At 71.2% G+C, this 18040-nt stretch carries 16 protein-coding genes and 2 tRNA genes; 5 read left to right on the top strand and 13 right to left on the bottom strand.

From position 1 onward, the window contains the following. Positions 1 to 30 precede the first annotated feature (30 nt). Both ACY0MR_RS24215 and folC read right to left on the bottom strand, forming a co-directional pair. Positions 31 to 396 (bottom strand): DUF4233 domain-containing protein, encoded by a 366-nt coding sequence (locus ACY0MR_RS24215; protein ID WP_361857471.1) that lies wholly within the window; start codon positions 394 to 396, stop codon positions 31 to 33. Between the two features lie 5 nt (positions 397 to 401). Next, positions 402 to 1904 carry a bifunctional tetrahydrofolate synthase/dihydrofolate synthase gene (folC, locus tag ACY0MR_RS24210; protein WP_388798802.1) on the bottom strand — a complete coding sequence of 501 codons (1503 nt, stop codon included), beginning with the start codon at positions 1902 to 1904 and terminating at the stop codon, positions 402 to 404. Positions 1905 to 2015: 111 nt separating this feature from the next. Between folC and ACY0MR_RS24205 the strand changes: the two genes are divergently transcribed. After that, positions 2016 to 3038 (top strand): rod shape-determining protein, encoded by a 1023-nt coding sequence (locus ACY0MR_RS24205; RefSeq protein WP_392043022.1) that lies wholly within the window; start codon positions 2016 to 2018, stop codon positions 3036 to 3038. Positions 3039 to 3096: 58 nt separating this feature from the next. Here ACY0MR_RS24205 and ACY0MR_RS24200 read toward each other — a convergent pair whose 3' ends face one another. Together ACY0MR_RS24200 and ACY0MR_RS24195 are read right to left on the bottom strand one after the other, a co-directional pair. Beyond that, positions 3097 to 4236, bottom strand: coding sequence for a sensor histidine kinase (locus ACY0MR_RS24200; RefSeq protein ID WP_473555312.1), 1140 nt, complete (start codon positions 4234 to 4236; stop codon positions 3097 to 3099). Positions 4237 to 4436: 200 nt separating this feature from the next. Then, positions 4437 to 7085 carry a valine--tRNA ligase gene (locus tag ACY0MR_RS24195; RefSeq protein ID WP_473555310.1) on the bottom strand — a complete coding sequence of 883 codons (2649 nt, stop codon included), beginning with the start codon at positions 7083 to 7085 and terminating at the stop codon, positions 4437 to 4439. A 137-nt stretch (positions 7086 to 7222) separates the two neighbouring features. Here ACY0MR_RS24195 and ACY0MR_RS24190 point away from each other — a divergent pair, with 137 nt between their 5' ends. Further along, positions 7223 to 8161: a hypothetical protein gene (locus ACY0MR_RS24190; RefSeq protein WP_392863555.1), complete on the top strand. Its 939-nt coding sequence runs from the start codon at positions 7223 to 7225 to the stop codon at positions 8159 to 8161. A 69-nt stretch (positions 8162 to 8230) separates the two neighbouring features. Here the strand turns inward: ACY0MR_RS24190 and clpX are convergent, their stop codons facing one another. The 5 genes from clpX to ACY0MR_RS24165 all read right to left on the bottom strand — a co-directional run bounded on the left by clpX (position 8231) and on the right by ACY0MR_RS24165 (position 12883). Further along, positions 8231 to 9514 carry an ATP-dependent Clp protease ATP-binding subunit ClpX gene (clpX, locus tag ACY0MR_RS24185; protein ID WP_024755522.1) on the bottom strand — a complete coding sequence of 428 codons (1284 nt, stop codon included), beginning with the start codon at positions 9512 to 9514 and terminating at the stop codon, positions 8231 to 8233. Positions 9515 to 9670: 156 nt separating this feature from the next. Next, positions 9671 to 10333 carry an ATP-dependent Clp protease proteolytic subunit gene (locus ACY0MR_RS24180; RefSeq protein ID WP_361851363.1) on the bottom strand — a complete coding sequence of 221 codons (663 nt, stop codon included), beginning with the start codon at positions 10331 to 10333 and terminating at the stop codon, positions 9671 to 9673. 61 nt (positions 10334 to 10394) lie between these two features. Next, the gene (locus ACY0MR_RS24175) at positions 10395 to 11012 is read right to left on the bottom strand and encodes an ATP-dependent Clp protease proteolytic subunit (protein WP_046905582.1); all 618 of its coding nucleotides are present in this window, start codon (positions 11010 to 11012) and stop codon (positions 10395 to 10397) included. A 239-nt stretch (positions 11013 to 11251) separates the two neighbouring features. Further along, a complete protein-coding gene (gene tig / locus ACY0MR_RS24170) occupies positions 11252 to 12637 on the bottom strand; it encodes a trigger factor (RefSeq protein WP_473555306.1) in 1386 nt (461 codons plus the stop codon). Positions 12638 to 12806: 169 nt separating this feature from the next. Beyond that, positions 12807 to 12883, bottom strand: a tRNA-Pro gene (locus ACY0MR_RS24165). A 132-nt stretch (positions 12884 to 13015) separates the two neighbouring features. On the opposite strand from ACY0MR_RS24165, the gene ACY0MR_RS24160 reads away from it, so the two are divergent. Together ACY0MR_RS24160 and ACY0MR_RS24155 are read left to right on the top strand one after the other, a co-directional pair. After that, positions 13016 to 13089: transfer RNA gene (locus ACY0MR_RS24160), tRNA-Gly, on the top strand. 147 nt (positions 13090 to 13236) lie between these two features. Then, entirely contained in the window at positions 13237 to 13689 is a 453-nt protein-coding gene (locus ACY0MR_RS24155) for an amphi-Trp domain-containing protein (RefSeq protein ID WP_404082481.1), read from the top strand. A gap of 98 nt (positions 13690 to 13787) precedes the next feature. Here ACY0MR_RS24155 and ACY0MR_RS24150 read toward each other — a convergent pair whose 3' ends face one another. Further along, positions 13788 to 13982, bottom strand: a complete 195-nt coding sequence (locus ACY0MR_RS24150; RefSeq protein WP_015033610.1) for a hypothetical protein — start codon at positions 13980 to 13982, stop codon at positions 13788 to 13790. Between the two features lie 155 nt (positions 13983 to 14137). Beyond that, positions 14138 to 15283: a PP2C family protein-serine/threonine phosphatase gene (locus tag ACY0MR_RS24145; RefSeq protein WP_361851349.1), complete on the bottom strand. Its 1146-nt coding sequence runs from the start codon at positions 15281 to 15283 to the stop codon at positions 14138 to 14140. A 106-nt stretch (positions 15284 to 15389) separates the two neighbouring features. Between ACY0MR_RS24145 and ACY0MR_RS24140 the strand changes: the two genes are divergently transcribed. Further along, positions 15390 to 16619, top strand: coding sequence for a GNAT family N-acetyltransferase (locus ACY0MR_RS24140; RefSeq protein ID WP_361851347.1), 1230 nt, complete (start codon positions 15390 to 15392; stop codon positions 16617 to 16619). 25 nt (positions 16620 to 16644) lie between these two features. Here ACY0MR_RS24140 and ACY0MR_RS24135 read toward each other — a convergent pair whose 3' ends face one another. Continuing rightward, positions 16645 to 17454, bottom strand: coding sequence for an Fpg/Nei family DNA glycosylase (locus ACY0MR_RS24135; protein WP_473555301.1), 810 nt, complete (start codon positions 17452 to 17454; stop codon positions 16645 to 16647). Continuing rightward, on the bottom strand, positions 17454 to 17948 hold the full coding sequence (locus ACY0MR_RS24130; protein WP_361851343.1) for a ribose-5-phosphate isomerase: 495 nt from the start codon (positions 17946 to 17948) through the stop codon (positions 17454 to 17456). Before ACY0MR_RS24130 ends, ACY0MR_RS24135 begins: the two co-directional genes overlap by 1 nt. Positions 17949 to 18040: the final 92 nt, after the last annotated feature.

The raw sequence follows: 18040 nt of genomic DNA, 5'->3' as shown, positions 1-18040 counted from the left end.
CCGAGGCTACAGGCCCCGCACGCCCCTCGATTACGCAGCGTCAGGCCCTGCCGAGGCCCCTGCGGCCTGGGACTCGGCCCACCGTGCCTTGATGTCGTCGATCCGTCGCCCATAGTGAACGGAGGCCCACCACAGACCGGCGAAAACCGCCCCGAGGAAGAACATCGTGGGCACGAAGAAACCGCTCAGGATCAGACCGATCTGGAGGGCCCAGCCGAGCTGCACGCCGCCGGGGCGGGTGACCATGCCGCAGAGCAGCACCGAGAAGAGCATCGCGACGCCGCAGACCCACCAGACGGTGGACATCGCGAGGCCGTCGTCCTTCATGGCGACGAGACCGGCGAAGCCGATCACGAAGAACTCGCCGATCAGCGTCGAGGAACAGAGCGTACGCATCGGGTTCAGCCCCTTCGCAGCAGCAGCCGGGCGTCGCCGACCGTGAAGATCGAACCGGTCACCAGGACTCCGGCACCGCCGTACTCGGCCTCCTCCTCCGCGAGGGTGATGGCCGTTTCGAGGGCGTCGGGCAGCCGCGGCTCCACGACGACCCGGTCCTCGCCGAAGACCTCCACCGCGAGGGCGGCGAGCGCGTCCACGTCCGTGGCGCGGGGGTTGGAGTTCGCCGTGACGACGACCTCCGCGAAGATCGGCTCGAAGGCCTCCAGGAGGCCCTTGGCGTCCTTGTCGCCGCTGGTGGACACCACGCCGACGAGCCGGGAGAAGCCGAAGGCCTCGCTGACGCCCTCCGCCGTCGCCCGCGCGCCGTGCGGGTTGTGCGCGGCGTCCAGGATCACCGTCGGGGAGGAGCGGACGATCTCCAGCCGTCCGGGCGAGGCCACCTGGGCGAAGGCCTGCCGGACCGTGTCGAGGTCCAGGGTGCGGGCGTGCTCCGAGCCGATGCCGAAGAAGGCCTCGACGGCCGCCAGCGCCACGGCCGCGTTGTGCGCCTGGTAGGCGCCGTGCAGCGGCAGGAAGACGTTGTCGTACTCGCCGCCCAGGCCGCGCAGGGTGAGGAGCTGGCCGCCGACCGCGACCTCGCGGGCGACGATGCCGAACTCCATGCCCTCGCGGGCCACGGTGGCGTCCGCCTCCACGGCCTTCTTCAGCAGGACCTGCGCCGCGTCCACCGGCTGCTGGGCCAGGATCACGGTCGCGCCCTGCTTGATGATCCCGGACTTCTCGCCGGCGATCTCGGCGGTCGTCCCGCCGAGCCGGTCCGTGTGGTCCAGGTCGATCGGGGTGACGACGGCGACGGAGCCGTCGATGACGTTCGTCGCGTCCCAGGTGCCGCCCATGCCGACCTCGACGACGGCCACGTCCACCGGGGCGTCGGCGAAGGCCGCGTACGCCATTCCGGTGAGGACCTCGAAGAAGGAGAGCCGGTACTCCTCGCGGGCGTCGACCAGCTCCACGTACGGCTGGATGTCCCGGTACGTCTCGATGAACCGCTCGGCGGAGATCGGGGCGCCGTCCAGGCTGATGCGCTCGGTGATGGTCTGCACGTGCGGCGAGGTGTACCGGCCGGTGCGCAGCTCGAAGGCGCCGAGCAGGGCCTCGATCATCCGGGACGTCGACGTCTTGCCGTTGGTGCCGGTGACGTGGATCGACGGGTAGGCGCGCTGCGGCTCGCCGAGGACGTCCATCAGGGCCGCGATCCGGGTGACCGAGGGCTCCAGCTTGGTCTCGCCCCAGCGGGTGGACAGCTCCGTCTCGACCTCGCGCAGCGCCTTGTCGAGCTCGGGGTCCTCGGGACGGCTCGGCACCGGGTCGCCCTGGGGCCGGCCGCCCTGGGTGCGCAGGGTGCGGCTGCCGGCCTCGATCACCGCCAGGTCGGGGTCGCGCTGGGTCTCGGTGTCGACGATGTCGTCGAACTGCTCGTCGCTCTGGTCGCTCGGCTCACTCACGGGCCCAGTCTACGGACGGCCTCCGGCGTCACGACCGACAGGACCATGGACCCGCCCTTTCGGGACCTTCGGTCCGCCGTCCGCGACGGCGGCCGGGCAAACTTGGCGATCATGGACATAGGGATCGACCTCGGCACGGCCAACACGCTCCTCTACGCACGGGGCCAGGGCATCGTGCTCGACGAACCGTCCGTGGTGGCGGTCCAGGAGGGCTCGCGGCAGGCGCTCGCGGTGGGTGCGGAGGCGAAGGAGACCATCGGACGCACGCCGGGTTCGATCACCGCGATCCGTCCCCTCAGGGACGGGGTGATCAGCGACTACGAGGCGGCCGAGGAGATGATCCGGCACTTCGTGCGCAAGGCCGTCCCGGGCCGGCGGCGGCCCAGGACCCGGATGGTGGTCTGCGTGCCGAGCGGGGTGACCCAGGTCGAGCGGCGGGCCATCGTGCACGCCTCCCTCTCGGCGGGCGCGCGGGCGGTCCATCTGATCGAGGAGCCGATGGCGGCGGCGATCGGCGCCGGGCTGCCGGTCTCCGACCCGCGGGGCTCGATGGTCGTCGACATCGGCGGCGGGACCACCGAGGTGGCCGTGATCTCGCTCGGCGGGATCGTCACCGCCCGGTCGCTGCGGGTGGGCGGCGACCGGCTCGACGCGGCCGTGACCGACTTCGTCCGCCGGGAGTACGGACTGCTCGTCGGCGAGCGGACCGCCGAGGACGTCAAGATCGCGATCGGCACGGCCTGGCCGGTGCCGGGCGAGGAGGAGCGGGAGGGGCGGACCTTCACCGTGCGCGGACGGGAGCGGGTCGGCGGGCTGCCCCGGACGGTGGAGCTGACCGTGCCGGAGGTGCGGGAGGCGCTCGACGAGCCGGTCGAGGCGATCATCGCGGCGGTCCGGGCCACGCTGGAGGAGTGCCCGCCCGAGCTGTCCGGCGACGTCATGGAGCGCGGGATCGTGCTGACCGGCGGCGGGGCGCTGCTGCCGGGGCTCGACCTGCGGATGGCCTCGGCCACGGGCATCCCGGTCTTCGTCGCGGAGCGACCGCTGGACTGCGTGGTGCTGGGGTCGGGTCGGTGCGTGGAGGACTTCGACGGGCTGCAGCGGGTGCTGGGCAAGGCGGAGTCGGTGCGCTGAACTCGCGGGGGCGCGGACCGCGCGCCGGGGCCCCGCGGGGGGCATTCCCGGCGGGCCGTCAGCGCGGCAGACCGGCCGGCAGGAGGGCCGTCACCCGGTAGTCCCCGCCCTCCCGGCGGGCCTCCAGCGTGCCGCCCATGCTGGTGACCCGCTCCCCCATCGAGAAGAGACCGGTGCCGGTGGACACGGGCGCCGGGTCCGGCGGGCTCTTCGGCAGCGGGTTGCGGACCTCGATCCGCAGATCGGGCCCCTCCACCGTGATCGCGACCGTCACGGGCAGCCCGGGGGCGTGTTTCGCCGCGTTCGTCAGGCACTCCCGCACGACCCGGTGGACGGCCGCCTGCCGCAGCGGCGAGAGGGCCTTCGCCTCCTCGGCCACGGCCAGCCCGACGGCGCTGCCCATCCGCTCGCCCTCCAGGGCGAGCGCGGCGAGCCCTTCGAGGCCGGGGGTGTCCGCGTCGCGGTCGGCGCGGCGCACGATCGTCTCGTTCAGCATCAGATGGGCGCGCCGCGCGGTGTCGGCGAGCTCCTCGAAGTCCTTCCGGTGGGCCTCGCCCCTGGCCCGTACGGCGAGGACCTCGGCACGCACCGCGAGCACGGTCAGCTCCCGGCCGACCAGGTCGTGGACGTCCCGGCCGACGGAGATCCGCTCCTCCTGGACGGCCTGCCGGGCGGCCGCCTCGCGCCGCTGGACCTCCAGGGCCCGGACGAGGTCCTGCCGGTACGCCGCGATGCCGACGCCCGCCGCGAGGACCCCGATCGGGACCACCAGGCTCAGGAAGTCGCTGAGCGTGTCGCCGTGCCGGGCCGGCCACCCGGGCGTCTGGAAGAGTCCGTAGGCGACGCCGACGTACAGCAGGGTGGCGAGCACGGCGGCGCGCCGGCCCCGGTACCGGCCGATCGAGTACAGCGCGAACTGGATCATGGTGAGTTCGTGCAGCCAGCCCATCAGCCCGAGCGCCACCAGGTACGGGACCCAGGGCAGCCCGCGGCGGAGCACCAGGGTGGCGGCGCCGGCCGCGAGGACCAGGGTGGCGGTGACGCCGGTCAGGGAGTTGTCGGCGCGGGCGAGTCCCGGCACGTCCAGGCACATGAGGCCGAAGGCGCTGAGCGCGGCGACGGCGTCGAGGGCGCGGGGCGACACCGCCCACCGGTCCACGCAGCGGCGGAGCGCGGGGACGGTGGGGAGGCGGAGCATGCGTTCCATCATCCAGGGTCTTTCGTCCCGGCGACGGGGACCTGAAGTCCCGTCTGATGTGACATCGGGCACTTCGTCCGCTTCTGCTCCGGGCGGGTCCCGGCCGGTCCGCCGTCCGCCGCGCCCGGTCCCGCCGCGCCCCCGGCGGAAACGCAGGGGGCCCGGAACCGGCCGGCGGTTCCGGGCCCCCTCCGTACGGGTTACGCCTGCGGCAGGTTCGCCAGCTGCGTCTGGATGCGGGCGATGTCCTCGTCCGCCTTGGCGAGGCGGGTGCGGATCTTGTCGACCACGTTGTCCGGGGCCTTGGCCAGGAAGGCCTCGTTGCCGAGCTTGCCGTTGGCCTGGGCCTTCTCCTTCTCCGCCGCCGCGAGGTCCTTCGCGAGGCGCTTGCGTTCGGCGGCCACGTCGATCGTGCCCGACAGGTCGAGCGCGACCGTGGCGCCGGCGACCGGCAGGGAGGCGGTGGCCGAGAAGCCCTCGCCCTCCGGCTGGAGGCGCAGCAGCTGGCGGATGGCGGCCTCGTGCGGGGCCAGCGCCGTGCCGGTCACGTCGAGGCGGGCCGGGACCTTCTGGCCGGGCTGGAGGCCCTGGTCGGAGCGGAACCGGCGGACCTCGGTGACGACCCGCTGGACGAGCTCGATCTCCTTCTCGGCGGCCTCGTCGCGGAAACCGCCCGGTGCGTCGGCGCCGGGAACGGACACGGCCTTCGGCCACTCCGCGACGACGAGGGACTCGCCGCCGGTGAGGGTGGTCCAGAGGGTGTCGGTGACGAAGGGGACGATCGGGTGGAGCAGGCGCAGGGTCACGTCGAGCACCTCGCCGAGGACCCGGGCCGAGACCTTGGCCTGCTCGCCGCCGTCGAAGAAGGTCGTCTTGGACAGCTCTACGTACCAGTCGAAGACCTCGTCCCACGCGAAGTGGTAGAGGGCGTCGGCGAGCTTCGCGAACTGGTAGTCGTCGTAGAAGGCGTCGGCCTCGGCGACGACCTTGTCGAGCCGCGACAGGATCCAGCGGTCGGTCGCCGACATGTCCTCGACGGCCGGCAGCGGGCCCTCGACCGTGGCGCCGTTCATCATGGCGAAGCGGGTCGCGTTCCAGATCTTGTTGGCGAAGTTCCGGGACGCCTGGACCCAGTCCTCGCCGATCGGGACGTCGACGCCCGGGTTGGCGCCCTTGGCCAGGGTGAACCGCAGGGCGTCGGAGCCGTACTTGTCCATCCAGTCCAGCGGGTTGACCGTGTTCCCGAACGACTTCGACATCTTCTTGCCGAACTCGTCGCGGACCATGCCGTGGAACGCGATCGTGCGGAACGGCGGCTGGCCGTCCATCGCGTACAGACCGAACATCATCATCCGGGCGACCCAGAAGAACATCAGGTCGTAGCCGGTGACCAGGACGGAGTTCGGGTAGAACTTCTCCAGGTCCGGCGTCTGCTCGGGCCAGCCCATCGTGGAGAACGGCCAGAGGCCGGACGAGAACCAGGTGTCGAGGACGTCGGTGTCCTGCGTCCAGCCCTCGCCCGTCGGCGGCTCGTCGTCGGGGCCGACGCAGACCAGCTCGCCGTCGGGGCCGTGCCAGACGGGGATGCGGTGGCCCCACCACAGCTGGCGCGAGATGCACCAGTCGTTGAGGTTGTCGACCCAGTCGAAGTAGCGCTGCGACATGTCGGCCGGGTGGATGTCCACCCGGCCGTCGCGGACCGCGTCACCGGCGGCCTTGGCCAGCGTCTCGACCTTGACCCACCACTGCAGGGACAGCCGGGGCTCCAGCGTCGTCTTGCAGCGCGAGCAGTGCCCGACGGAGTGGGAGTACGGACGCTTCTCGGCGACGATCCGGCCCTCGGCCCGCAGGGCGGCGACGATGGCGGAGCGGGCCTCGAAGCGGTCCAGGCCCTGGAAAGGACCGTGGACGGTGATGACACCGCGCTCGTCGAGGACCTCGATGGACTCCAGGTCGTGGCGCTGGCCGATCGCGAAGTCGTTCGGGTCGTGGGCCGGGGTCACCTTGACCGCGCCCGTGCCGAACTCCGGGTCGACGTGGGTGTCGGCGACGACCGGGATGGTCCGGTCGGTCAGCGGCAGCTTGATCTGCTTGCCGATGAGGTGCGCGTAGCGCTCGTCGTCCGGGTGGACGGCGACGGCGGTGTCACCGAGCATCGTCTCGGCGCGGGTGGTGGCGACGACGATGGTGTCCTCGCCCTCGCCGTACTGCATGGAGACGAGCTCGCCGTCGTCGTCCTGGTAGTCGACCTCGATGTCGGAGATGGCCGTCAGACAGCGCGGGCACCAGTTGATGATGCGCTCGGCGCGGTAGATGAGGCCGTCGTCGAACATCTTCTTGAAGACGGTCTGGACGGCACGGGACAGGCCCTCGTCCATGGTGAAGCGGTCCCGGCTCCACGCCAGGCCCTCGCCGAGGCGGCGCATCTGGCCGGCGATCTGACCGCCGGACTCGGCCTTCCACTCCCAGACGCGCTCGACGAAGGCCTCGCGGCCCAGGTCGTGACGGGACTTGCCCTCCTTGGCGAGTTCGCGCTCGACGACGTTCTGGGTGGCGATGCCGGCGTGGTCCATGCCGGGCTGCCACAGCGTCTCGAAGCCCTGCATCCGCTTGCGGCGGGTGAGGGCGTCGATCAGCGTGTGCTCGAAGGCGTGGCCCAGGTGGAGCGATCCGGTGACGTTCGGCGGCGGAATGACGATGGTGTACGCCGGCTTCTCGCTCTTCGCGTCCGCCTCGAAGTAGCCGCGCTCTACCCAGCGCTCGTACAGCGGCCCCTCTACCTCGGCCGGCGCGTACTGGGTCGGCAGTTCGGTGGTGGGCGCTGTCTGCTGCTGAGTGTTCTCGGTCACGGGCCCAGTTTAGGGGTGTCTTCGCCTTGTCCTGAAACGCTTTGGTTCGGTAACGGTGTGGCCCCCGCCGCACTGAGGCCCCCGCCGTTCCGCCAGGATGTTCGGAGGCATAAACATCCTGTGAGGGGAACCAGTCGATGAGCTACAACCAGCCGGGGCCGTACGGCCAGCAGCCGCAGCAGCCCGGGCCCTACGGCCAGCAGCCGGGACCGTACGGCCAGCAGCCGCAGCAGCCGGGCCCGTACGGCGCGCAGCCCGGCTACGGCTACCCCCAGCAGGCCCCGCAGGGCGTACCGCCGCAGCAGCCCCCCTACGGCTACCCGCAGCAGCCCGGCCCCTACGGCCAGCAGCCCCCGTACGGCGCCCCCCAGGGCCCCGGCGGCTACGTCCCGCACCCCCCGGCCCCGAAGAAGTCCAAGACCGGCTGGATCATCGGTGCGGTCGCGGTCGTGGCGGCGCTGGGCGTGGGCGCGTACTTCGTGCTGGGCGGGGGCGGTTCGTCCGTCGCGGACGACGGCCCGCACAAGCTGATCACCCCGGAGACGGTGCTCACCGAGTACAAGAAGGCCCCGGACAGCGGCAAGGCCAGCGGCGACGACTCCCTCAAGGAGGCCCAGCAGAAGGGCGTCAAGAACGCCCAGCAGGTGCGCGCCTCCTACAAGGTGGAGGACAAGGCCAACCCGCTCGCGGGCAAGTTCATCTCCTTCAACGGCCTCTACGGCGAGATCGACGACCCGGAGGCCGTCGTCGACGGCGTCTTCGCCAGCGCCAAGGCCGAGGCCGACAAGGACGCGGGCAAGGCGGACGCGCCGCAGCTGATCGGCAGCCCGCAGGAGTACACGCCCGCCGAGCTCGACGGTGCCGTCCTCAAGTGCCAGCAGGCCCAGGGCAAGGCGGACACCTCCCAGGGCGTGCCCGCGTTCACCGTGACGATGTGCGTGTGGGCCGACCACAGCACGGTGGGCTTCGTCGTCCCGACCGACGCGGGCGCGCTGCTCTCGGGCAAGGCCGGCACCGCCGAGGACGCTGCCGCCCTGACCGCCAAGCTCCGCAAGGAAGTCCGCGTCAAGGCCTGATCCGGACCCCGCGCACGCGGAAGGGGCGCCCCGCCGACCGGCGGGGCGCCCCTTGCGTGTCCGTGCGCGTCAGGCCGACTTCTCGTGCCTGCCGTCGTTCTTCACGATCCGCGGGACCAGCGTCGGGTTGACGTTGTTGCGGACGACGTCCGCCGTGATGACCACGCGGGCCACGTCCTTGCGGGACGGGACCTCGTACATCACCGACTGGAGGACCTCCTCCATGATGGCGCGCAGACCGCGCGCGCCGGTGCCGCGGAGGATCGCCTGGTCGGCGATGGCCTCCAGCGCCGGGCGGTCGAAGTCCAGCTCCACGCCGTCCAGTTCGAAGAGGCGCTGGTACTGCTTCACCAGGGCGTTCCGCGGCTCGACCAGGATCTGGAGGAGCGCCTCGCGGTCCAGGTTGTGGACGGAGGTGAGGACGGGGAGGCGGCCGATGAACTCGGGGATCATCCCGAACTTCACCAGGTCCTCCGGCATGACCTCCTGGAACTGGTCGCTCGCCTCGATCTCGCGCTTGGAGCGGATGGTCGCCCCGAAGCCGATGCCCTTGGCACCCGCCCGCGACTCGATGATCTTCTCCAGGCCGGCGAAGGCGCCGCCCACGATGAAGAGCACGTTCGTCGTGTCGATCTGGATGAACTCCTGGTGCGGGTGCTTCCGTCCGCCCTGCGGCGGGACGGAGGCCGTCGTGCCCTCCAGGATCTTCAGGAGGGCCTGCTGCACGCCCTCGCCCGAGACGTCGCGCGTGATCGACGGGTTTTCGCTCTTACGGGCGACCTTGTCGATCTCGTCGATGTAGATGATCCCGGTCTCGGCCTTCTTGACGTCGTAGTCGGCCGCCTGGATCAGCTTCAGCAGGATGTTCTCGACGTCCTCGCCGACATAGCCGGCCTCCGTCAGCGCCGTCGCGTCGGCGATGGCGAACGGGACGTTGAGCATGCGCGCCAGCGTCTGGGCCAGGAGCGTCTTGCCCGAGCCCGTGGGGCCCAGCAGCAGGATGTTGGACTTCGCCAGTTCGATGGCGTCGTCCCGCCCCGCGCCGCCGCCGTTCTCGCCGGCCTGGACGCGCTTGTAGTGGTTGTACACCGCGACCGAGAGGGCCTTCTTCGCGGGCTCCTGCCCGACGACGTACCCCTCGAGGAACTCGTAGATCTCGCGGGGCTTGGGGAGTTCCTCCCAGCGCACCTCGCTCGTCTCCGCGAGTTCTTCCTCGATGATCTCGTTGCAGAGGTCGATGCACTCGTCGCAGATGTACACACCGGGACCCGCGATGAGCTTCTTCACCTGCTTCTGGCTCTTTCCGCAGAACGAGCACTTGAGCAGGTCGCCGCCATCACCGATGCGTGCCACGAGGTGCTTCCCCTTCGCCTGGGAGCGCCTGGTTCAGCGACTCCTGGTGCCTCATATTCGACGGTACCTTGCCGGGCCCCCCGTTCGGGCCCCCCTTGGCACGGTTCACATGGTCGCGATTCGGCCACGCGCACCGTGCCACGGGAAGGTCGGGCGTCAGTGCGCCGCGGCGGCCGTGCTCTTACGGGTCGAGACGATCTGGTCCACCAGGCCGTACGCCAGGGCGTCCTCGGCCGTGAGGATCTTGTCGCGCTCGATGTCGTCGCGGATCTTCTCGATCGGCGTCGAGGAGTGCTTGGCCAGCATCTCCTCGAGCTGGCTGCGCATGCGCAGGATCTCGTTGGCCGCGATCTCCAGGTCGGAGAGCTGCTCACGGCCGGTGCCCCCGGAGGGCTGGTGGATCAGCACACGGGCGTTCGGCAGGGCCATCCGCTTGCCGGGGGTGCCGGCGGCGAGCAGCACGGCCGCGGCGGAGGCCGCCTGGCCCATGCAGACCGTCTGGATGTCCGGCTTCACGAACTGCATCGTGTCGTAGATCGCCGTCAGCGCGGTGAAGGAGCCACCGGGGCTGTTGATGTAGATGGAGATGTCGCGGTCCGGGTCCATCGACTCCAGGCACAGGAGCTGCGCCATGACGTCGTTGGCCGAGGCGTCGTCGATCTGCACGCCGAGGAAGATCACGCGCTCCTCGAAGAGCTTGGCGTACGGGTCGTACTCGCGGATGCCCTGCGAGGTGCGCTCGACGAAGCGCGGCACGACGTAGCGGTTGTCCATCGGCGCGCCGGTGTAGAGGCCGCTCGCGGAGAGGTTGTTCTGCATCTGGGTGTTCACCGTCCTGGTGGCGTTCGGTGGGCTGGGGCTCTTGGGCGGGCGGTCGGGCTCAGGCGCCCGTGCCGCCGCCGCCCGGAACACCTGCGGCGTGGGTGATGATGTCGTCGATGAGGCCGTACTCCTTGGCCTCGTCCGCGGTGAACCAGCGGTCGCGGTCGCCGTCGCGGATGATCGCCTCGACGGTCTGGCCGGAGTGGTGCGCGGTGATCTCGGCCATGCGCTTCTTCGTGCGAAGGAGGTACTCGGCCTGGATCTTGATGTCGGATGCGGTGCCGCCGATGCCGGCGGAGCCCTGGTGCATCAGGATGTCGGTGTTCGGCAGCGCGAAGCGCTTGCCGGGGGTGCCGGCGGTGAGCAGGAACTGGCCCATGGAGGCCGCCATGCCCATGCCGATCGTGACGACGTCGTTCGGGATGAACTGCATGGTGTCGTAGACCGCCATGCCGGCCGTCACCGAGCCGCCGGGGCTGTTGATGTACAGGTAGATGTCCTTCTCCGGCTCGGCGGCCAGGAGGAGCATCTGGGCGGTGATCTTGTTGGCGATCTCGTCGTCGACCTGCTGGCCGAGGAAGACGATGCGCTCGCCGAGCAGCCGGTTGTAGACATGGTCGCCGAGGCCGCCACCGATGGACGGCTCACCCGCGGCGTAAGGCTTCAGATTCGTCACGTATCCACCTGCTCGTCTCCGACGGCCAAGCCGTCTCAGCGTCTCGTACCGAGGGCACTGCCCTCTCTTCATGGACCCTAACGCGCAGGTAGGACAACGCCATCCCGCTTCCCTGACTGTTCGCTGGGAGCGCAAGGTAGTTGGGGGCGCATGGACGGGTCCTCGTACGTCCACGGGCCCGTACGCACTGGAGTGCGTACGGGCCCGTGGAACGGGGTCCGCGCGGGGCGGAGGGCCCCTTACTTGTCCTCGGAGACCTCGGCCTCGCCGGTGACGGCCTCGACGGCCTCGGCGGCGGCCTCGACCTCGTCCTCGTCGTCGGAGAGGTCGACGACCTCGCCGTTGCTGTCGACGACCTTGGCGGCCTCGACGACGACCGCGAGGGCCTTGCCGCGGGCGACCTCGCCGACGAGCATCGGAACCTGGCCGCCCTCGGCCACGGCCTGGGCGAACTGGTCGGGGCTCATGCCGGAGGAGGCGGCACGGCGGAACAGGTGCTCGGTGAGCTCCTCGCGGGAGACGTCGAGCTTCTCCTTGTTGACGAGCTCATCGAGGATGAACTGCGTCTTGATGCCCTTCTCGGCCTGCTCCTTGGTCTCGGCCAGGAACTCCTCCTCGGTCTTGCCCTGGATCTCCAGGTACTTCGCGAGGTCGAGGCCCATCTGGCCGAGCTGGTGGTGCTCCAGGTTGTGCTTGCGGGTGTTGATCTCGTCCTCGAGGAGCTTCTCGGGCATCGGGACCTCGACCAGCTTGAGGAGCTCGTCGAGGACGCGCTCCTGGGCCTGGGTGGCCTGGTCGAACTGCTTCATGTTCTCGAGGCGCTTGCGGCTGTCGGCCTTGAGCTCGTCGAGGGTGTCGAACTCCGACGCCATCTGCGCGAACTCGTCGTCGAGCTCGGGGAGCTCGCGGGCGGAGACGGCGGTGACCTTGACGGTGACCTCCGCGTCCTTGCCCTCGGCGGAGCCGCCCTTCAGCTGCGAGGTGAAGGTGGCCTCGCCACCGGCCTCCAGGCCCTTCACGGCCTCGTCGATGCCGTCGAGCAGCTCGCCCGAACCGATGGTGTACGAGACGTCGCTCGCGACACCGTCGGGCAGGACCTCGCCGTCGACCTTGGCCTCGAGGTCGACGGTGACGACGTCGCCGTCCTGGGCGGCGCGCTCGACCGCGGAGGTCGAGGCGAAGCGCTCGCGGAGCTGCTCCACGGACTTCTCGACGTCCTCGTCGGTGACCTCGACCGCGTCGACGGTGACCTCGATGCCGGAGTAGTCCGGGATCTCGAGCGCCGGGCGGATGTCGACCTCGGCGGTGAAGGCCAGCAGCTCGCCGTCCTTCAGCTCGGTGATGTCGACCTCGGGCTGGCCGAGCGGGTTGACCTCGGCCTCGTTGACGGCCTCGGTGTAGAACTTCGGGAGCGCGTCGTTGACGGCCTCTTCCAGCACGGCGCCGCGGCCGAACCGCTGGTCGATCACGCGAGCCGGGATCTTGCCCTTACGGAAGCCCTTGACCGTGACCTGCTGGTTGATCTTCTTGTACGCCGCGTCGAGGCTGTCCTTGAGCTCCTCGAAGGGCACCTCGACAGTGAGCCGAACCCGGGTCGGGTTCAGGGTCTCCACGGCGCTCTTCACGGTTCGGTCTCCTTGTGGCTGATTCCTGGAATCCACCGGCTCCGCGTGTGGCGGTCCCGGCGGGTCGGCCCGGTCAGAAAGACACACAGGCACGCAGCTTGCATAGTAACCGCAAGCGGGATGACGCCCACAACGTGATCAAGAGCGCGGGCTGTGCGCGTGATCGTCATGGTCGGGGTGGCGGGATTTGAACCCACGGCCTTCCGCTCCCAAAGCGGACGCGCTACCAAGCTGCGCCACACCCCGTCGGTGCGACACGTAGGGTACATGGACGGAGACTGTGCGGCGCCCCCTGATTTCGGGGTGTGCGCGAAGGGCTCCCGAACCGCTACCATGCTCTTCGTGCCGCGGTCCCCGTGACCTGCGGCGCGATGCTGTGCGGGTGTAGCTCAATGGTAGAGCACTAGTCTTCCAAACTAGCTACGCGGGTTCGATTCCCGTCACCCGCTCCAGGTGCCCCGGGGCCGGTCAGGATTCTTCTCCTGACCGGCCCCGCGGCGTTCCACGGGTCCGGCCCGGGGCGCGCGAGATGCCGGGGCGGGCGGGCGGCCGCAGACTGGGCGGAGAGCGACCCGCCCTCTCCGCACCGGAGGCCGTCCATGAAGGACCTGAAGTTCGAGCAGAAGCGCTCGCTGTCCCGCGCCGAGGCGGCGGACCAGCTGACGGCACTCGCCGACGCCCTGCGCCGCGGCGGGGAGGCCGAGCTGGAGATGGGGGCGGGCACCCTGAGCCTCCGCATCCCCGAGGAACTCCGCTGCGAGCTGGAGTTCGAGGTGTCGGACGGGGAGATCGAGCTGGAGATCGAGTTCACGTGGCCGACGGGCCGGGCCCGGCGGAAGGCGGCCGAGCGGCCGGCGAGGAGCGCGTCGGAGTCGGTGGAGAGCAAGGCCGAGGGCACGGGGAAGACCGCGGCCAGGAGCGCGAAGAAGACGGCCGCGCGGTCGGCCGGGGCCGCCGCTTCGGGCACGACGAAGCGGGCCACGGCCGGGACGGCGGCCTCCGGTGGCGGCCGGAGGACGAAGCGGACGGCGGCGAAGAGCGCGACGGGCTGAGGCGGGTCCCCGCCGGGGTCCGGCGCGGCCCGGGGCGGGTCCCGCTCAGGATCCGGCCGGGGGCCGGCCCGGCACCGTCGTGGGGGCCGGGCTCCGCGTCAGAACTTGATCGAGGCGACCGTCTGCGTTATCGAGTCCAGGAAGCGCTGGATGTCGTCCGCCATGCCGGTCGAGGCGAGGAAGAAGCCGAAGAGGACCGCGACCACGGCCGGGCCGCCCTTGAGGTTCCCCCCGCGGATCAGCACCACCAGGATGATTGCCAACAGCAACACCACAGACAGTGAAATGGCCACAACTGATCACACCCTCGGTCGGTCCCGCCTTGCCCACCAGGGAGCCCGTGTCCCGGAACACCCCCCGCTGCCACCATCGTGCCACCAACCTCCCTGCCCCCGCTGCCTGGTGACGAATCGTCGTGGACAAGATCACGTCGCCGCGGGGCGGCCGGTCAGGCGCGTCGGGAGATGAGGAGCAGCGCCCGGTCGTCGTTGACGTCCTTGGCGACGGCCTCGATGAGGTCCCAGGCGACGCCGTCGAAGCCCTCGACGACGCAGCGGTCGGCCTCGCCGGTGAGGCGGTCGATGCCCTCGGCGATGTCCCGGTCGGCGGCCTCGACCAGGCCGTCGGTGAAGAGCATGAGGACGTCGCCGGGGCGCAGGTTGCCCTTGTCCGGGTGGAACTCGGCGCCGTCGTAGACGCCGAGGAGCGGTCCTTCGGCGGCCTTCTCCTCCCAGCGTCCGCTGCCGGCGTGGAGCTGGAGGGCGGGGAGGTGGCCGGCGGAGAAGAGCTCGTAGTCGCCGGACTCCAGGTCCAGGACGAGGTGGACGGAGGTGGCGAAGCCCTCGTCCCAGTTCTGGCGGAGGAGGTAGCCGTTGGCCGCGGGCAGGAAGCCGTGCGGCGGGAGCGAGCCGAGGAGTCCGCCGAAGGCGCCGGAGAGCAGCAGGGAGCGGGAGGCCGCGTCCATGCCCTTGCCGGACACGTCGGTGAGGACGACCTCCAGGGTGCGGCCGCCGTGGGTGCGGGCGGCGACGACGAAGTCGCCCGAGAAGGACTGGCCGCCGGCCGGGCGGAGGGCCATCTCGCGGTGCCAGCCCTGCGGGAGCCTCGGCAGCGCGCTCTGGACGCGGATGCGTTCGCGGAGGTCGAAGAGCATGGTGCCGCCGCGTCTCCAGGGCACGCCGACCCGGGCGCGGAACTGGGCGATGAGCAGTCCGAAGAGTCCGCAGGCGGCGACGACCAGGACGGTGCCGGGGGTCACGCGCGCGGGGCCCTGGGTGTAGGGGCCGAGGACGACGGACTCGACGATGAGGGCGCCGGCGGCGGCCGCGTACAGGCCGAGCAGGCTGGCGGGGCGCAGCAGGAGTCCGCCGGCCACGATCGGCAGGACGAGGGCGGCGGGTGCGCACCAGACGGGGTTGAGGACGGTTCCGAAGGCGATGGCCGGGATCATCAGCAGGAGTCCGGCGAAGGCGAGCCAGTCGGAGCCGTCCCCGCGGAAGTAGTCGACGCCGGATCTGCGCAGCGCGATGCGGGCCCGGCGTACGCGTCGGCGCATCCGGGCCGCGTACGTCTTCACTCCGGCGCGCTGTCCCATTGGCCTGGACCCTATCCATCCCGCCCGGGATCGTGCAGGGGTACCCCTGTGACAATGTGCGCGAAATCGGGTCGCCCCGGGCGGACGCCGCTGATATCGATGTCATATGACTACTGAACTGCGGGTTCTCGACCCGACCGAGTGGGACCGCTGGTACGGAGTCCTCGAACTCGCCTTCGGGGGTGTGGCCGAGGCTCCGGAGGAGCAGCGGCTGTGGCGCGACCTGACCGAGTTCGACCGGTCGCTCGGGGTGTGGGACGGGGATCTGTGCGTCGGTACGGCGGGGGCGTTCACGTTCCGGCTGACGGTGCCGGGCGGGGCGTCGGTGCCGGTGGCGGGCGTGACGATGGTGAGCGTGGCGGGCACGCACCGGCGGCGCGGGATCCTGACGTCGATGATGCGGCGGCAGTTGGACGACCTGCGGGCGGGCGGGGAGTCGATCGCGGTGCTCACGGCCTCGGAGCCGGAGATCTACGGGCGTTTCGGCTACGGCCTGGCCGTGTACACGGCGCGGGCGACGATCGACACCACGCGGGTGCGGCTCGCGGTGCCGGAGGGTACGGACGAGGTGCGGCTGCGGCAGGCGGATCCCGCCGAGTCGGCGGCGGCGTGCGAGGCCGTGTACGCGCGTCTCGTGCCCGGGCGGCCGGGGATGCTCGCCTCGATGCCCGGCTGGGAGCGGCTCGCGCTGATCGACCCGCCGGCCGACCGGGAGGGCGCGTCGCCGCGGCTCTGCGTCCTGGCCGAGCGGGACGGGGAGGTCGTGGGGTACGCCCATTACGCGATCAAGCCCGACTGGTCGTTCACGGGGTCGGCGGGGTCGGTGATCGTGCACCGGCTGTTCGGTCTCGATCCGGCGGCGGAGGCGGCGCTGTGGCGGTTCCTCTGCTCGGTGGACCTGACCTCGGAGGTGCGGATCCTCAGCAGGCCGGTGGACGACGGCTGGCAGCACCTGGTGAGCGACGTGCGGCGGTGTGCGCCGCGGCTGCGGGACGCGCTGCACCTGCGGCTCGTGGAGGTCGGGGCGGCGCTGGAGGCGCGGACGTACCAGGCGCCGGTGGACGTGGTGTTCGAGGTCGAGGACGCGTTCTGCCCGTGGAACGAGGGGCGTTGGCGGCTGGTCGGCGACCAGAAGGGTGCCACCTGTTCCCGGACCGCGGATCCGGCGGATCTGGCCCTGACCGTACGGGAGTTGGGCGCGGCCTATCTGGGCGGGGTCTCGCTGGCGTCGCTGGCGGGGGCCGGGCGGGTGCGGGAGCTGCGCGAGGGGGCGCTGGCCGAGGCGTCGACGGCGTTCGGGTCGACGGTCGCGCCCTGGCTGCCGCACGGGTTCTGAGGAGGGGGCTCCGGGAGGCCGCGCGTCAGCGGGACTGGCAGTCCGGGCACCAGAAGAGGTTCCGGGCCGCCAGGTCCGCGGTGCGGATCTCCGCGGCGCAGAGGTGGCACGGCTGGTGGGCGCGCCGGTAGACGTAGACCTCGCCGCCGTGGTCGTCGACGCGGGGCGGTCGGCCCATCGCCTCGGGGGTGTGCTCGGGGCGGACGGTGTCGATGCGGTTCAGGCGGACGCCCTCGCGCATGAGCGCGACGAGGTCCGCCCAGATCGCGTCCCATTCCCGGCGCGTCAGGTCGCGGCCGGCGCGGTAGGGGTCGATGCCGTGGCGGAAGAGGACCTCGGCGCGGTAGACGTTGCCGACTCCGGCGATGACCTTCTGGTCCATGAGCAGCGCGGCGATGGTGGTGCGGGACGCCGAGACGCGGCGCCAGGCCCGGTCGGGGTCGTCGCCGTCGCGGAGCGGGTCGGGGCCGAGGCGGTCGTGTATCGCCTGCTTCTCGGCGTCCGTGATGAGCGCGCAGGTGGTGGGGCCGCGGAGGTCGACGTACGACTCGGGGTTGGCGAGGCGCAGCCGGACGGTGTCGGCGGGCGGCGGGGCCGGGGCGTCGCCGAAGGCGACCTTGCCGAAGAGGCCCAGGTGGACGTGGATCCAGCCGGCGCCGCCGAAGCCGAGGAAGAGGTGCTTGCCGTGGGCCTCGGTGGTGTCGAGGACGGCTCCGTCGAGCAGGGCCGCGGAGTCGGTGAACCTGCCCTGCGGGCTGGTGACGCGCGCGGACCGGCCGCCGAACCGTTCCCGGTGGTCGGCGGCCAGTCGGTGGATCGTGTGCCCCTCGGGCATCAGGCGGTCGGCTCCTGCGGGTGGTGGGCCGGGATCGGGGGGAGCTCGCCGGTGGTCTCGTAGGCGGTGAGCATGTCGATCCGGCGGGTGTGGCGCTCGTCACCGGAGTAGGGGGTGCTGAGGAAGATCTCGACGAACTTCGTTGCCTCCTCCTGCGTGTGCATCCGGCCGCCGACGGAGATCACGTTGGCGTTGTTGTGCTCGCGGCCGAGGGCGGCGGTCTGCTCGCTCCAGGCGAGGGCGGCGCGCACCCCCTTCACCTTGTTCGCGGCGATCTGCTCGCCGTTGCCCGAACCGCCGATGACGATGCCCAGGCTGTCCGGGTCCGCGGCCGTCTTCTCGGCGGCGCGCAGGCAGAACGGCGGGTAGTCGTCGAGGGCGTCGTAGATGTGGGGACCGCAGTCGACGGGCTCGTGGCCGTGAGCCGTGAGCCACTCGACGAGGTGGTTCTTGAGTTCAAAGCCGGCGTGGTCGGAACCGATGTAGACGCGCATGGGACCGAGTGTGGCACGTCGGGGACCGGGTAGCAGGCAGCGGGGGTCGGGACCTTCGTCCGGTCTGGTACGGACCTTCGACTCTCGCGAAG

The organism is Streptomyces sp. JN8 (genome assembly GCF_055808075.1).
This window is presented reverse-complemented; position numbering and strand designations above follow the sequence as displayed.

What these genes read in the sequence shown, in the direction of transcription:
- ACY0MR_RS24215 (WP_361857471.1), bottom strand. Translation starts at nt 396, where the DNA reads ATGCGTACGCTCTGTTCCTCGACGCTGATCGGCGAGTTCTTCGTGATC.
- ACY0MR_RS24205 (WP_392043022.1), top strand. Translation starts at nt 2,016, where the DNA reads ATGGACATAGGGATCGACCTCGGCACGGCCAACACGCTCCTCTACGCA.
- ACY0MR_RS24200 (WP_473555312.1), bottom strand. Translation starts at nt 4,236, where the DNA reads ATGCTCCGCCTCCCCACCGTCCCCGCGCTCCGCCGCTGCGTGGACCGG.
- ACY0MR_RS24190 (WP_392863555.1), top strand. Translation starts at nt 7,223, where the DNA reads ATGAGCTACAACCAGCCGGGGCCGTACGGCCAGCAGCCGCAGCAGCCC.
- ACY0MR_RS24180 (WP_361851363.1), bottom strand. Translation starts at nt 10,333, where the DNA reads ATGCAGAACAACCTCTCCGCGAGCGGCCTCTACACCGGCGCGCCGATG.
- ACY0MR_RS24155 (WP_404082481.1), top strand. Translation starts at nt 13,237, where the DNA reads ATGAAGGACCTGAAGTTCGAGCAGAAGCGCTCGCTGTCCCGCGCCGAG.
- ACY0MR_RS24145 (WP_361851349.1), bottom strand. Translation starts at nt 15,283, where the DNA reads ATGGGACAGCGCGCCGGAGTGAAGACGTACGCGGCCCGGATGCGCCGA.
- ACY0MR_RS24140 (WP_361851347.1), top strand. Translation starts at nt 15,390, where the DNA reads ATGACTACTGAACTGCGGGTTCTCGACCCGACCGAGTGGGACCGCTGG.
- ACY0MR_RS24135 (WP_473555301.1), bottom strand. Translation starts at nt 17,454, where the DNA reads ATGCCCGAGGGGCACACGATCCACCGACTGGCCGCCGACCACCGGGAA.
- ACY0MR_RS24130 (WP_361851343.1), bottom strand. Translation starts at nt 17,948, where the DNA reads ATGCGCGTCTACATCGGTTCCGACCACGCCGGCTTTGAACTCAAGAAC.